The organism is Phormidesmis priestleyi BC1401, assembly GCF_001650195.1.
GTDB lineage: Bacteria > Cyanobacteriota > Cyanobacteriia > Leptolyngbyales > Leptolyngbyaceae > Phormidesmis_A > Phormidesmis_A priestleyi_B.
In genome coordinates this window covers 19,516-34,154 of sequence record NZ_LXYR01000033.1, presented here as the reverse complement: position 1 = coordinate 34,154, position 14,639 = coordinate 19,516, and the positions used below count along the sequence as shown (strand labels likewise).

The following is a 14,639-nucleotide window of genomic DNA, read 5'->3' as shown; positions in this document are numbered from 1 at the left end:
AGAACGTAGGGTAGAATGCCAGACACCTGAGCTAGCCAGATCCTGAAATCTCAGGGCGACTACTTGTACTACAGCGTAACAAGTGGAGAAAGGGATTGTCATCCCACATGTAGCGTTTTTTCAGAGAAATACACTATATGTGGGATGCAATGCAACAGTACCGGAAAGCGGATGAACCTTTGAAGTTCTGTCGATCAAAATGTGAATCGACAGAATTCACAACTAGACCCTCAGCTTGCAGGCACTAGAGATCGCACTTTGTCTATCAGTATCGGCACTCATACAACGACAACAGATTGTTGGGGTGTTCGCCATCAGCAACGGTCTTGAGATACTTGTTGCCAAATCGGCTGACTGCTACAACTACATTCGCAATCTGGTTTTGAACTTTTACGAAGAATGTCCATTCGCCTCGCTCAATTCCAGCAACGGCCTGTTCCCGAGTCAATTTCCACGTTGAACCGTCTGCATTTACACAGCCAATCGCAGCAATGCGCTCGTGTGGATTTATACGGTCAGACTTGTTAATGCACTTGATTTCATGAGCAGAAGCCATTTCTATCCCTCGCGGATTAGCTGATATGCTGATACGCTTATTAGCGTACTTCATAAATACAGATTTCGACCACTGCGTAATAATTTCTTAAAAAAGGGGCGTTTGTCCCTGCCCCTTGCCTAAATATTTCAACCGGGATAGTCGTACTCTGGCCGCGTCTCTCGACACCCGGAATCGTTCCGCTACCAATTCAATCAGATCACATCCCGATTGACTGGCTGTCTCGATCGGATAAATTACATTCACTCCAGCAGCAAATTCACCAACGCAACGTATTAAATGAGATTTAGGCATCAAGAATGAACCACAGGCATATCCAGCTTGCCATTCCATCCAGTCATAGGATGGTGCATCCAAAATCCTGTCGCGCTTGCAGACAACGATGTTTTGCTGTGGGTCAACAGAAAGCAGGCTCAATTGATCATGATCTCTTTCAAACAGGGGTGAATGAAAGTGGACATGCCCAAACTCATGAGTCAAAGTAGTACGGAGGCGGTTCTCGCGCCGGTCATCTTCCGTAAGCCTGCTAGATATTTGCACTGTTGGCTTATCACCTGGATGAAACTCGGTTAGCCCCTCTACATCCGCCCCAAATTCCGACAAGTCAGCATAAGGGTCAAGATAATGGACTCTCTGCTCAATTAACCGGGTTATATCATCTGTGGAGATAGGAAACTCCACCACACCATACAGTGATTGAAGAAAGACGGTGACGACCTGCTCACACTCATCGTCGATCTCTTTCTGTTGATAATGCGGGCGTAAAGGAAAACGACCTGTCTTGTCAGAAATATACTTGACCATAAGCTTGGTTGCTTACTTTGCCTCCTTCCCCTTGCGGAAAGCCAACATTCTTTTACTGAATTGATCTTCTGTCAATTGCTCCTGCCGCTCTTGCTCTGGAAAGCGACCGTTCAAGTAATGCAGATAATCGGCACTCAGTTCAAGAACCTTAGCAAACTGCTGAACCAGGTGATCTGATGATGGGCTTCGACGATCGCGTTCAATATCATTTAAATACTGAGGCGAAATCGGGGAGCCATCTTCGCGCATGATACTCGCTGCAAGCTCCTTCTGCGTCATGTTTAGTTTCTTACGGGCATCTGCAACAAAATGCCCAAAGGTTATCCCAGTCATGGGTAGCCCTCTAATCCTTCATTTCATTACAGCTCATCTGCTGATCAGCGTATCATGCAACCGTAAGGCAGCTACCCTGCTGAAAATTTACCTTGCCCTCAAGTACAAATCTCTGCCACATCCAGCTTGGTGTTTGACCTACGCTCAGCCCATCTTGTATAGAGTAATTCCTAAGAATTACTCCTGCTGCATCTGCAAATTTAGATGGTTAGTCAAGTCTATAACTACGCCCTTGTTCTTCAAATCCCCCAACGCCTTATAAAAGTTCCCGATGCTCAGATCCCAGCGCTCGCAAAATGCTGTGACATCCACACTCGGATTCAGCTTGCTGGGATAATCAATTTGTAAGGCAAAGAATAGGTAATCCCGATCGCTCGTCAACAATTTGCGATCGCGAATCCGCAGCAGTTCTTCTCGATCCAGCCTATATCCAGTCTGCTGGGCTGTCGTCATGGCACTTGGGGCGAATAGTACATTAGCTCACTACAAAGAATTATATTCGGTTACCAAGCATTCGGGCTGCAAATTCTGTCAATGTGACAGAGACTCCTGCCTGTCTGCCGGCAGGGGAAACTCGGCAGTAAATGCAACTCAAAAGCAAGATTCATGGAATCAAAATGACCAGATGTGAGGTTGCATCATCAGTTGAGAGATTTTACGCATCCTAAATCAAGCAAAATTCTGTTCTGTCGATTTGCATCTAGATCGACAGAATATTTTACTCTTATAATTCTGTCGATCTAGATGCAAATCGACAGAATAAAATGAGCAGCCCTCATCTGGAAGCAGAGCACGATCGCCTCCTCCAACTCATCCAAACTATTCGCGACTCTGGGAGTGTGGCTCCACTCAATGTCTGGATCAGCCCTGCACCAAAGGGTGAACATCTTTACTACAAGCTCAGCAGCAAGAATCCTCAACACAAAAACCAGCACTTGGGCAAGGCAGGGAGTGAAAAGTACCGCGACTGGAGAGCCAGGATTCGACGAAGGGAGGCGATCGCTGAACTAGAACAGCAACTTTCCATGCTGCAAGCGTTGATCGATCGTCAGGCAGCTTTTCTGATGACGGCACCCGAAGTTGAAACTTGAAGTTGAACTCCGTTACTATCAAGAACGCATCTCAAGCAAGCCATAGTATTCATACAGAAGCTGCAACTTCTGTCTAAAGCCGCTCTTCACCGCTTCTGGTGCCACAATGATGCAGTCTTCTCCGTAGCGAAATACTTCGCGAAAAAACCAAAAGGTATTTGAAACTTTTCTCACAACTCGTCGAACGGGTGGATCACGATCGCTTAACCACTCATTGTGAATGTCAGAAGTCTTTGATTCGTAGGCAAAGGCTAATCCTCGAAGCAAATGAATTTCGACTTCAAGTTCATCTAGATTAGAACGCCATTGACCTGAGATAGGGCTTAGGGCTGCATCAAGAATCCGGTCTATTCGCAACGTCCAGTTATGCTGTAGTTCTGGTAATTCCCGGCTTCCTTCGGTTTCTTCACACCAGCATTCCAGATATTGTCGCCGCTCGTAGGAAACAATTTTGGCATGTCGGATTGTAAATCCCCAGGAGCGCTCTGCGGCATCCTGATAGGTGAGCTGAAAGGGAGTTTGAAGACGAATATATTGGTCAACTTCTAACCGCCAAGGGGCAAGAGTCTTATTCAGAGAACGTTCAAACTCACTTCGCAGGAGATTTGGCAGTTCACTTCGTTCGAGCAGAAGTTGAATGATGATTTGGGCAGAGTCAGGATGTCCAGCATCAATCAGAGCTTGAATGGATTGCTGCAACGCTTTGATGCGAGTTTCTGACCAGCCATTGTTACGACCAATTAACAATTCTCGGTGGGCGATCGCTTCCATTAAGCGGGAAATATTAGGACGCTCACCCCACAGCATTCCTTGCTCACGAGCGATCGCCTCTAGCTGAGCTTTGTCCTGCTCTGACACCGGGAGGGTAATAGACTGCCCTTTCCGCCCCATAACTTTTTGTACGTACACTTTGTACTTGCCACTCTCTATTATGGATGCCATCATGGTTTTATGGCAACCTTTTGAGTATTTCCCCGGAAATTCTATCTGGTCTCAGGTTAGATAGATGACAGTAGCAGTGTGTGTTAAGGAAAAATGATGTCGTCAGCACTTCTCGAACCTGGTCAAATTATTCGGGTGCGTTCTCGTCAATATTTGGTTGAAGACGTAATCTTGCCTGATTCGCCAACTGGGGATACGAGAGTGCGTTTAGCCTGTCTAGAAGACGATGCTCAAGGCGAGGCGCTAGAAGTTTTTTGGGAACGGGAAATTGATGCTCAAATTCTAGAAGCATCATCCTGGGAATCGGTGGCGAGTCGAGGCTTTGATAATCCACGCTACTTTTCAGCTTACCTGCATGCGCTGCGCTGGAACTGCGTTACTTCCACAGACCCAAGGCTGTTTCAGGCTCCTTATCGAGCCGGGATTGAAGTCAAGGCATATCAGCTAGAACCGTTACGCAAAGCGCTGAAAATGCCGCGCGTGAATTTGTTTATCGCCGACGATGTGGGATTGGGGAAAACGATCGAAGCAGGTCTCATCCTCCGCGAAATGCTGATGCGGCAAAAGATTAAGCGCGTCATCATTTCCTGTCCGCCCTCGGTGGTGCGCCAGTGGAAAGATGAGATGGAAAGCCGATTTGGGTTGACATTTATTGTTTATGATCGCGATTTCGTTGCCTCCAAGCGGCGTGAACGAGGTTATGGCATCAATCCTTGGAAGACTCACACGCGATTTATTATTTCTCACTCGCTCTTGCGGGATGAAGCTTATGCCGCACCCTTGCGAGATTGGCTCCAAGAGTTTTCAGCCGGGTCGATGCTGATTTTAGACGAAGCACACAATGCAGCTCCAGCCAGCGCTTCTCGGTACGCGATCGATTCTCAACTCACTCGCACGGTACGGGATTTGGCTCCCCGGTTTGAGCACAAACTATTTTTATCAGCGACCCCTCACAATGGGCACTCCAATAGTTTTGCGGCGCTGCTGGAGATTCTCGATCCACAGCGGTTCTGTCGGGGGGTGCCCGTTCGCAGCAAGAAGCTATTGGATGATGTGATGGTTAGACGGCTCAAGCAAGATTTGCGCGAAATTAACAGTGCAGATTTTCCCGAACGGAAAGTGATTCCTGTAGCGATCGACGGTTTGCCGGAAGATGCTCCGGAGTTGCTATTGTCGCGGTTGCTCCAGCAGTATCGAACCTGCCGTGAGGAACGGTTAAAGGATGCACCCAAATCAACTCAAACGACCGCGATGCTAGTCTTGACTTCGCTTCAGAAGCGATTGCTCTCTTCGATCGAGGCGTTTGCCAAAACGTTGCGGGTTCATCGAACTGCGCTCACCCGGCAAGCAAAACAGCAGCCCATTTCAAAGGGATTCGCGCTCCTGCAAGAGTCGCCAGGGGCAGATGACGATCGAGCGAATCTGGATGAAGATGAAGTGCTGAAGGAAGAAGCCATCCAAATGGAAAAAGCAACCCAGGCGGCTGGTGAAATTTCGCAGCAAGAGTTAGATTTACTAGAGGAGATGACTCAGATCGCTGAACAGGTGCGTCATCTACCCGATAGCAAGGTTAAGCAACTTGAACAGTGGATTCGTCAGAACCTTTGTCCAGAGCTGAATGCGTCAGGTGCAAAGTGGCTGGAGCGACGAGTGCTGATTTTCACCGAGTACACTGACACCAAGCGCTATCTAGAACAACGGTTGAGTGAAATTATTGCCCGCTCCGATCGAGCTTCAGATCGCATTGATACCTTTCACGGGGGCATGGGTGAAGAGAGACGGGAGTTCATCAAACAGGCGTTCAATAGCGATCCTGCCCAGCATCCGTTAAGAATTTTGATTGCGACCGATGCAGCGCGGGAAGGAATTAATCTTCAGAACTATTGCGCGGATTTGTTTCACTTCGACGTGCCCTGGAATCCGAGCCGAATGGAGCAGCGCAATGGGCGCATTGATCGTAAGCTTCAGCGCGAAAGCGAAGTCCGATGCCATTATTTTGTCCTGTCGCAGCGAGTGGAAGATCGAGTGCTGGATGTGCTGGTGCAAAAGACTAAGAGAATTCAGCAAGAAGTGGGCAGTTTGTCGCCTGTGGTTGAGAAGAATGTGACCAAGTTGCTGGATGGAGGCATTCGGCAAGCTGAAGTGCAAAAGCTGACGACTGCGATCAACGCCGCAGATCAGCCCGATGAAGAATCGAAACAGCACGGCAACGCCATCAAAGAGGAACTAGAGGCGATTCGAGTGCGGCAAGACAAGCTGAGGCAGCAGCAGGTCGAACTGGAAACTATGCTGAAAGACTCAAAGGTATGGCTGGGGTTAGACGATCGCCATTTTCGAGACACGCTCTCGGTTGCCTTAGAAATTATGGGATCTGAGCCGCTAAAGCCGATTAATGCTACTGCTGTGATCGAGGATGAGGATCGTAGCCAGTGGTCTGTTCCTGCACTCGACCAGCAAGCGGGAGCCGATCCGACTTGGGCAACAACGTTAGATACCTTACGATCACCTCGACAAAAAACGCAGAAGCTTTGGGATTGGCGGCGGGAAGCCCCGATTCGTCCGATCGTTTTTCGCGATCCGGGTTCGCTCGATGGTCAAGTGGTGCATCTGCATTTAGAGCATCGAATTGTGCAACGACTGCTGGGGCGGTTTCTGTCGCAGGGGTTTCTTCATGACGAGCTGACGCGGGCTTGTGTTTGCCGAACAGATGATCCGATTCCACGGGTGCTGATTTTGGGCAGGCTGTCGCTGTATGGTGATCGGGCTGCCCGGTTACATGATGAAATTATTTCGGTGGCAGCAGAGTGGATTGATCCAGACGCACGGGGCAGAGGACGACTGCGCCCATTGGGAGAAACTGAGAAGAAAGATGTCCTACAAATTCTAGAAGATTCGTTGGCGCATCCCAGGCTTCGAGACGTGCCGCCAGCGATCGTCGATCGGCTCAAGGCACACACTGCGAGAGACGTAGAAGATTTGCTAACGCATCTAGAACGCCGTGCGACTGAACTCACAGATCGCGCTAAACGTAAATTGGAGCAGCGGGGTGAAAAGGAAGCTGCGGAGATGAAGACTCTGTTGGGAGAGCAGCGAGAGCGCATCCTCAAGCAGTTCAAACAATACGAGACGCAGCAGTTGTCATTTTTCAATGCTGAAGAAATGCGGCAAATCGAGTCCGATCGCCGACATTGGGAAGTGCGGGTAGCGCAGCTTGAAACGGAGATTTTGAGTGAGCCGGAGCGGATTCGGCAAACCTATCAGGTCAAGGCTGAGAGAATTGAGCCAGTCGGTATTGTTTACCTATGGCCCGTGTCTAGTTGAGGAGAGAGAACAATGGCAACTGATTTAGATATCCTCAGACACAAAGAATGGTTGGGACTGCTTCAGCCAGTCGGGTTGGTCGTTTCTCCTCCGGCGTTGATCAAGGCACAGGCGGTCATCGATCGCGGCAGGCTGGTCGATTTGCAAGAGCGGCTCTCGACCGTGATTTCGACTGAGGTTTTGCCGCGTCACAAAGATGAGGCGATCGCTTGGATTGCTGACTTTCCGGCATTTACTCAAACGGTTTTGGGCTGGCGTGACAAAGATTTGGTAGGTACGCCGGGACAGGTAGTTTTGCCGGATGAACTATCGGTGGCGTTGCCTAGCTATGGGGAGACGCTGAAACCGACTTATGCGGTGCGCGATCCAGATAGCGATCGCTGGGTTTTGCTGATTCAAGAAGTTGCGCCTGGGCTGCCGTTTGATGGAGATGATCCCACCGCGCAGGGCTGGAAAGCCAGCATTCAGGCAAAGTTTGAACGGTTGCTGCGGGAGACGGGGGTGTTTGCGGGGCTGCTGGTGAATGGGGCTGAAATTCGGTTGGTGTATGCGCCGAGTGGTGAATCGTCGGGCTATTTGACGTTCCCGATTCAGGCGATGACCGAAGTGCCGGGGCGACTGATTTTGGGTGCGCTGGATCTGCTGCTGGGCGAAGATCGGCTGTTTAATGTGCCGGAGAATCAACGCCTGACTCGACTGTTGGAAGAAAGCCGCAGCTATCAGGCAGAGGTTTCAACCAAGCTGTCTGGGCAGGTTTTGGATGCGCTGTGGGAACTGCTGCGAGGGTTTCAATCGGCAGATGCAGCGATGAATGGAAAGTTGCTCAGTGCCGTTGCTCAAACTGATCCGCAGCATATCTATGGCGGACTGATTGCGACGCTGATGCGACTGGTGTTTTTGCTGTATGCCGAAGATGAAGGACTGATGCCGGATGATGAGGTCTATCAGCGTCATTATGCAGTGTCAGGTCTGTATGAAAAGCTGCGCGAAGATGCGGGTAGCTATCCTGATACGATCGACCAACGCTACGGAGCTTGGGCGGCGCTGTTAAGTTTGTTCCGGCTGGTGTATGACGGGGGCGGGGCAACTCCTGAGTATCTTCCAGCACGGCGGGGGCAGTTGTTTGACCCAGATGAGTATCCTTATCTCGAAGGTCGTCCACCCGGTTCTCAGTTTGCAACCTATGGCAGGTTAGAAGCGCCTCGCATCTCGGATGGGGTGGTGTATCGAATGTTGGATAAGCTGCTGATGCTGGATGGCGAACGGCTTTCGTATCGGGCGTTGGACGTGGAGCAAATTGGCTCGGTGTATGAGGCGATTATGGGTTACGAGGTGCAGATTGCCGCCGGACGATCGATTGCAGTGCGCCCGAAAGATGTGGTGGTGAACGTCGATGCAATTTTGGCGGCAAAACCTGCCGATCGCGCCAAGCTGCTAAAAGAGGCAGAGTGTGAGCTAAAAGGAAATGCGCTGAAGGACGCACAAACCGCAGAGGCGATCGTGGCGGCGATCGGTCGTAGGGTGTCACCCAGAACCCCGAATTTGTTGGCAACAGGCAGTCTGTTTCTGCAACCGGGAGAGGAACGGCGGCGATCGGGGTCTCACTACACGCCTCGAAAGTTGACGCAGCCGATCGTGGAGAAGACGCTGGAGCCTGTGCTGAAGAATTTAGGAGAGCATCCCACACCAGAGCAGTTGCTGGAGTTGAAGGTGTGCGATTTGGCGATGGGTTCGGCGGCGTTTTTGGTGGAAGCCTGTCGGCAGTTGGCAGATCACTTGGTGGAGGCTTGGAATACTCACGGCAAGCCTGTGGATATGACGGAGACGATCGAGGATGTAGTAATGGCTCGACGGAAGGTAGCGCAGCACTGTTTGTATGGGGTGGATAAAAACCCGTTTGCAGTATATTTGGCGCGGCTGTCGCTGTGGCTAGTGACGCTAGAAAAGAATCTGCCATTCACGTTTCTAGATCATAAGTTGAAGTGTGGTGACTCACTGGTAGGAGTTGAAAAGCCTCAGCTAAGTCGGTTTTTGGCAGCCAGCGACCTAAACAATGCAGGTCTAATTGATATGCTGCAAGAAAACAGTCAAAAATCGCAGTTTTACCGAGATTTGATTGCGTTTGTGAATGAGAAATCTGAGGAAGAGAAGCGAGATTACTTAACACGATCGAACTTGGAGTCTCACGAGAACCTAATTCTAAGCGATGTGGCAGTTGCTTCTTTCTTTACCTCAAGACGAAGTAACTCAGATGACTTGAGTGATGAAAAATTGATGAGTGATGTAGCTCTAGCTGCATTTCTTACTAATCTTTCTAAATCAAAAAGAGATGCCAAGAAAATTACTAAAGAGCTTGCTACAAAGGTTCATTTGTGGAGATCAGGAGTTATTGATCGTTCTGAGCTAGAACTTATTGCAAGCATAACTAAGCATTTTGAAAAGCCAGTGTCTCCTTTTCACTGGGAAACAGAATTTCCTGAAGTGTTTAGAAGAGAAAACCCAGGGTTTGATGCCATTGCTGGAAACCCGCCTTTTGCAGGGAAAAACACGCTGATTAATGCTCATCCAGAAGGCTACCTGTCCTGGCTCCGAGAAATTCATCCTGAATCTCACGGTAACTCAGATTTGGTCGCTCATTTCTTCCGCTGATCGTTTGATCTATTGCGCTATGGCGGAGCGTTGGGGCTAATTGCGACGAATACGATCGCCCAAGGAGACACCCGCAGCACTGGACTCCGATTTATTTGCAACAATGGCGGCATCATTTACAGTGCGACGCGGCGATATAAATGGCCCGGATTAGCAGCGGTGGTTGTGAGCGTGGTGCATATTTGGAAGCAGGACGATCGCTCAGGAGGGACACCGTTATGAATGCGAAATTAGCAGAATCACTGGCAGAGGCGATCGCCGCATTATCCCCGGAGGATTATGCCTTATTCCAGGAGTCTCTGGTGACTAAGACCGTGCAAAAAACGCTGGGTGTCGCCGGAGGGTATGCCTGTATTCGGAATACGCGAATTCCAGTGTGGACGTTGATTTCTCTCAGTCAGCAAGGGATGGATGAGGAGGCACTGCTGAGGAACTTCCCTGGCTTAACGCCCTTTGATTTACTGGCGGCTCGAATGTATTACCGGACTCATACAGCGGAAATTGACGCTCTCATCACTTCTCACCACAGTGAGGAGGCTTGGGATGACATTTAGGTTTTATGCCAATGAAAACCTGCCTGCCGAGTTGGTCATCACATTACGACGGCTAGGGCACGATGTTTTAACTTCCTATGAGGCGGGGAATGCTAATCAAGGGATTCCAGATGAGCAAGTGTTGACCACAGCCACAGCCGATAACCGAGCCATCATTACCCTAAATCGGGATGATTTTCTGGCGTTGCACCGCAGTGGAGTCGAGCATGGCGGCATCGTGGTTTGCAAAGATGACAAAGATCTCCAGGGAATCGGAGAGGTGCTTCACAACTACCTCACCACCCAAGAAACCTTACAAAATCGCTTACTGAGGGTACTGCAACAAAATCAACGTGGCTCTGGTCAACCTGTCTTCACCATCCGGGAGTATTCGCGCCCATGAACCGCCCAATCCCCTCCGGTCAAGCCTTGAGTTTTCCAGCATCCATCCCCATTCAGCTTGACGGCAAACCTGTTGAAAAAATCACTGCTTTTTTGTTTGATCAGGGCGGCAATGATGACCCAGCCACGCTGTTAGCCAATGCAAATAAGAGTTTTCAAGGCAGCATTGTTTTAGGCATGGGTTTCACATTTGATGATACGAATCCCGATGCTACACCCATTGCTGAAATGCACCGCTTAATCGATCGAGATCCGCGCAATCAAGAGCGCATTTTTCCCTACATTGGCGGCGAAGAAGTCAACACTAGCCCGACTCATTCGCATCATCGCTATGTGATTAATTTTGGCGATATGAAAGAGGAAGAGGCGCGATCATATCCTGATTTGATGGCGATCGTAGAAGAGAAAGTTAAGCCTTCTCGCCAAGAATTAGGTAATAACGGTGATGCTCTAAGACGTAAAACTAGATGGTGGCTATGGGGAAGATATACACCAGCATTGTTTAGAGAGATCGAACAGTGCGATCGGGTGTTAGTCATTTCTCGCGTTGGTCAACATGGCTCTTTTACTTTTATACCAAGCGGAGTTATTTACTCTGAATCATTAGTAGTTTTTCCATTAGAAACCTACTACGCCTTCTGCATTCTCCAATCTCGCATTCACGAAATTTGGGCAAGGTTCTTCGGCTCATCGCTGGAAGATCGACTTCGTTACACACCTTCCGATTGTTTTGAAACCTTCCCCTTCCCTCTCGACTGGGAAACAAACCCCACCCTCGAAGCCGCAGGCAAAACTTACTACGAATTTCGCGCCGATCTCATGGTGCGCCACAACCAGGGACTCACCACCACCTACAACCGCTTCCACGACCCCGACGAGACAAATCCCGACATCCTCAAACTGCGCCAACTTCATGCCGAGTGCGATCGAGCCGTCCTCGATGCCTATGGTTGGCAAGACATCCCCACTGATTGCGAATTCCGGCTCGACTACGAAGACGACGAAGAAGGAAGCAGCAAACGCAAAAAGCCCTGGCGCTATCGCTGGTCAGAAACCATCCACGATCGAGTTCTCGCCCGCCTGCTAGAACTAAACCGCGATCGAGCTGAGGAAGAGAAATTAGGTCGTCCCCCTCGACGTAAAGTTGCCGCAAACACTAGAACAGCCGATCGTGAATCTGCCTCTGCCTATGGCGATTTGCCTCTGTTTAACAGTGCAGAAGAAACCACCAATACATGATTTCCGTAAAAGCAACCGCTACTTCACCGTTCACAAGATATCAGCAGCAATTCCACCAAGCGCTCAGTGACAAAATCCAGTCCTTGCGAAAGCTGAGTGAGCGAACGACCACGATCACCGACGGTCGCCACCTGGGTAAACGTGATGGAAAACATCTCTATTCCTTCACCACTGATACCGAAATTCGCTTCCCCGACGATACACCCGTCGATCTGGTGCATCAGAAACAACGCTATCCGGGCATTTTGCTGTCGATCGAGAGCAGAAATGGGAAGACTAAGAGAATGCGAGTAATATTCTCCGCCAAGTTACTCTCCGGTTCCACCAACCTCATTCCAAGATTGTTCAAACTTATGCAAGTAACTAATGAACCGGTTTGGCTCGTCTATCTCAAACAGAATGCAGTAAGGCTTCTGGGCACTATTATGTTGGTCTTCTGTGCGTCACTATTGACTACGCATACAATCCTGCTGCAGAACTCTTGCATACCACTCCTGGAATGGACAAATATTTCTAAAGAATGTTTGGTCGTAAAACCAAGCACTCCCGAGCAAAGGACTGATAAAACCCCACCTGCTAAACCAATAGATGGGGGTCAAACTAAACCAAAAAAAGTCCCTGACCCTGTGGTTATAAAGCCCACACGAGGAGATGAAGGAGATCCAGATCAAGATAACAAGGGTAACAAAGATAAAAAGACTGATGGTTCTGACGTAGGCAAACAGATCATAGGAGTTGTTGCTGGCTCTGCAGCAGTTATAGGACTTGCAGTCATAGAAGCACCTGTTATCGTTGCAGCGGGCGTAGGATTCGCTGTATGGATCGCTGCAGAAATCCTCCTGTCGTTAGGCAATTAAGTACTGAAACAAAGAGCCGCACTTGAATAACTTAGAGAATCACGATGGATAACCCATTGACCAATACTCAAGAACCTACCCTAGAGAATTCAGAGAATCGGCAGTTTGACTTCCCCACATTCGCAAACCGGATACTAAAAGCAGGGTTTGCCCTGCTGGTTTTTGGAGCCATCTTCATCGTATTGATCAAATTCAACATCGTTACGGATCATGTAATTCCGCCATTCCCCGATCCGATTCCCTTTGCAGGGGGGGCAATTGTACTTGTTGCGCTGACTCTGCTAGGGGTACCCCTAATACCTGCTGCCGCTGCTGGAGTGGCTATTTGGTGGTTGATTCAAGATTTCTTCTTCTAAGGAAACCAATTTAGGACACGCAACCATGAATCTCATCGAGATAAAAGACCTCAGCAAAGGATTTCAAGAGGGGCTATTTCGTAGACAAACGATTCTACAGAATATTGACTTGACGGTGCGTCAAGGTGATTTTGTTGTCCTGCGTGGTGCCAACGGTGCAGGAAAAAGTACCTTAATCAAAATCATCCTTGGCTTGCAAGACCCCGATAGCGGCAGTGTTCAGCTCTTTGGCACATCACCACACTCTCCAAAATCTAAGTTGCAGATCGGTACTGTCTTTCAGGAAGTTACGCCACCGAATAGCTTGAAAGTCAGAGAACTGATTGAGCTTGTCAGAAGCTACTACCCTAATCCGCTTTCTACCAAAGACGTTCTTGAAACCGTTGGATTGACTAATAAGCAAAATGCCTTTCCCAGCGATTTAGCGGGTGGGCAAAAACAGCGACTTTATTTTGCGATCGCACTCGTTGGTAATCCTAAGCTGCTGATCTTAGACGAGCCAACTAAAAATTTAGATGTGGAAGGTCAGAAGGTATTTTGGGATCAGGTTGAACGTTGCAAGAGTGGCGGTGTAAGCATCCTCATGGTTACTCATAGCCAATCTGAGCAAGACAAGTTGCAGAACCTTGCTACCCACATTATTACCCTTGCAAATAGAAAGCTGACCTACGATAAACAGCCCGCACAAGAAATACAGACTGAGGTGTCGTCAGATACTCCACTCTCTTATCAATCTGCCAATCCTTTTCAGATGCTAATAAAGCAGGTTGGGGCAGAAATTCTACAGCTTCTCAGAACTCCTACCTACCTTGCAGGTGTCTTCCTCTTTTCAAGCTTGGCTGCGATATTGCCACTTGAGAAAGACATGGCAATGATCCAAAAGGGGCTAATTTTCTTCAGTGCGATGAGCCTTCTAATCTTTTCAGTTGAGCGGTTAGGAAAGCGTATTGCCATTGAACGTGTTGAGGGATGGTTAAAGCTTCTTAGGGTGACACTATTGCCGCCAAGCATCTACCTTGCTGCCAAACTTGTCATGACAATGCTGGTTCTAATCGCAAGTCTTTCTATTATTTTTGCAATTGGCATCTTCAAGTTTGACCTACATCAGTCCCTTACCCAATGGCTGACCCTGAGTGCTGGGCTGCTACTCGGAATTATTCCCTTCGCAATTATCGGCATCACTTTAGGTTATGTCATACCTCCTAAAGCCCTTGACTCGATCGCTGGGATCTTAATTCCATTTGGAATTTTTTCTTGTGGTTTAGTTCCTATCCAAGATCCAAGCTATGTGAAGGATTTAATTGTTTTATCTCCATTCTTTCACTATAGGCAGATTATTCAGTATGGTGCAGGAATGGCTTATGACAAGCATCTTTTGCTTCACGTACTGTGGCTTGTTTTCTATGCCGTTGTTGCAGGATTAATCGCCAAAGTCGCGTATCAACGAGATAACGTCGCTCAGTGAGATGAAGCTTTTAGCAGTGCACAGCCGTGGAAAAGTGTTGAGAGCACTCATGTTTATGCTTACTAAGTGTAAAAACAGCTAAGTGTAAAAG

Annotated in this window: 15 protein-coding genes; 10 read left to right on the top strand and 5 right to left on the bottom strand. The window is 48.7% G+C overall.

Annotation, left to right across the window (positions count from 1 at the left end):
- Positions 1 to 265 precede the first annotated feature (265 nt).
- The 4 genes from A8707_RS16735 to A8707_RS16720 all read right to left on the bottom strand — a co-directional run bounded on the left by A8707_RS16735 (position 266) and on the right by A8707_RS16720 (position 2,146).
- Positions 266 to 556 (bottom strand): DUF3892 domain-containing protein, encoded by a 291-nt coding sequence (locus A8707_RS16735; protein ID WP_068818395.1) that lies wholly within the window; start codon positions 554 to 556, stop codon positions 266 to 268.
- Between the two features lie 87 nt (positions 557 to 643).
- Positions 644 to 1,360, bottom strand: a complete 717-nt coding sequence (locus tag A8707_RS16730) for an ImmA/IrrE family metallo-endopeptidase (RefSeq protein WP_068818379.1) — start codon at positions 1,358 to 1,360, stop codon at positions 644 to 646.
- Between the two features lie 12 nt (positions 1,361 to 1,372).
- Positions 1,373 to 1,693 (bottom strand): helix-turn-helix domain-containing protein, encoded by a 321-nt coding sequence (locus tag A8707_RS16725; RefSeq protein ID WP_068818378.1) that lies wholly within the window; start codon positions 1,691 to 1,693, stop codon positions 1,373 to 1,375.
- A 177-nt stretch (positions 1,694 to 1,870) separates the two neighbouring features.
- The gene (locus A8707_RS16720) at positions 1,871 to 2,146 is read right to left on the bottom strand and encodes a hypothetical protein (protein WP_068818377.1); all 276 of its coding nucleotides are present in this window, start codon (positions 2,144 to 2,146) and stop codon (positions 1,871 to 1,873) included.
- Positions 2,147 to 2,457: 311 nt separating this feature from the next.
- Between A8707_RS16720 and A8707_RS16715 the strand changes: the two genes are divergently transcribed.
- Positions 2,458 to 2,784: a hypothetical protein gene (locus A8707_RS16715; protein ID WP_068818376.1), complete on the top strand. Its 327-nt coding sequence runs from the start codon at positions 2,458 to 2,460 to the stop codon at positions 2,782 to 2,784.
- Positions 2,785 to 2,802: 18 nt separating this feature from the next.
- Here the strand turns inward: A8707_RS16715 and A8707_RS16710 are convergent, their stop codons facing one another.
- A complete protein-coding gene (locus A8707_RS16710) occupies positions 2,803 to 3,693 on the bottom strand; it encodes a WYL domain-containing protein (protein ID WP_231948114.1) in 891 nt (296 codons plus the stop codon).
- A 129-nt stretch (positions 3,694 to 3,822) separates the two neighbouring features.
- On the opposite strand from A8707_RS16710, the gene drmD reads away from it, so the two are divergent.
- The 9 genes from drmD to A8707_RS16665 are packed head-to-tail and all read left to right on the top strand — an operon-like array spanning position 3,823 to position 14,548.
- Positions 3,823 to 7,047 carry a DISARM system SNF2-like helicase DrmD gene (drmD, locus tag A8707_RS16705; protein ID WP_068818374.1) on the top strand — a complete coding sequence of 1,075 codons (3,225 nt, stop codon included), beginning with the start codon at positions 3,823 to 3,825 and terminating at the stop codon, positions 7,045 to 7,047.
- 12 nt (positions 7,048 to 7,059) lie between these two features.
- Complete coding sequence (locus tag A8707_RS16700; RefSeq protein ID WP_068818373.1) at positions 7,060 to 9,696, top strand: Eco57I restriction-modification methylase domain-containing protein; 2,637 nt, start codon at positions 7,060 to 7,062, stop codon at positions 9,694 to 9,696.
- 12 nt (positions 9,697 to 9,708) lie between these two features.
- Positions 9,709 to 9,918 carry a hypothetical protein gene (locus A8707_RS29165; RefSeq protein ID WP_068818372.1) on the top strand — a complete coding sequence of 70 codons (210 nt, stop codon included), beginning with the start codon at positions 9,709 to 9,711 and terminating at the stop codon, positions 9,916 to 9,918.
- Positions 9,915 to 10,250 carry a DUF433 domain-containing protein gene (locus tag A8707_RS16690; RefSeq protein WP_068818371.1) on the top strand — a complete coding sequence of 112 codons (336 nt, stop codon included), beginning with the start codon at positions 9,915 to 9,917 and terminating at the stop codon, positions 10,248 to 10,250. The genes A8707_RS29165 and A8707_RS16690 overlap by 4 nt, the downstream gene beginning before the upstream one ends.
- On the top strand, positions 10,240 to 10,632 hold the full coding sequence (locus A8707_RS16685) for a DUF5615 family PIN-like protein (RefSeq protein ID WP_068818370.1): 393 nt from the start codon (positions 10,240 to 10,242) through the stop codon (positions 10,630 to 10,632). Before A8707_RS16690 ends, A8707_RS16685 begins: the two co-directional genes overlap by 11 nt.
- On the top strand, positions 10,629 to 11,870 hold the full coding sequence (locus A8707_RS16680; RefSeq protein WP_068818369.1) for a type IIL restriction-modification enzyme MmeI: 1,242 nt from the start codon (positions 10,629 to 10,631) through the stop codon (positions 11,868 to 11,870). The genes A8707_RS16685 and A8707_RS16680 overlap by 4 nt, the downstream gene beginning before the upstream one ends.
- The gene (locus A8707_RS16675; protein ID WP_068818368.1) at positions 11,867 to 12,727 is read left to right on the top strand and encodes a hypothetical protein; all 861 of its coding nucleotides are present in this window, start codon (positions 11,867 to 11,869) and stop codon (positions 12,725 to 12,727) included. Before A8707_RS16680 ends, A8707_RS16675 begins: the two co-directional genes overlap by 4 nt.
- Before the next feature lie 44 nt (positions 12,728 to 12,771).
- A complete protein-coding gene (locus tag A8707_RS16670) occupies positions 12,772 to 13,083 on the top strand; it encodes a hypothetical protein (protein WP_068818367.1) in 312 nt (103 codons plus the stop codon).
- A gap of 25 nt (positions 13,084 to 13,108) precedes the next feature.
- On the top strand, positions 13,109 to 14,548 hold the full coding sequence (locus A8707_RS16665) for an ABC transporter ATP-binding protein/permease (RefSeq protein ID WP_068818366.1): 1,440 nt from the start codon (positions 13,109 to 13,111) through the stop codon (positions 14,546 to 14,548).
- Positions 14,549 to 14,639 lie beyond the last annotated feature (91 nt).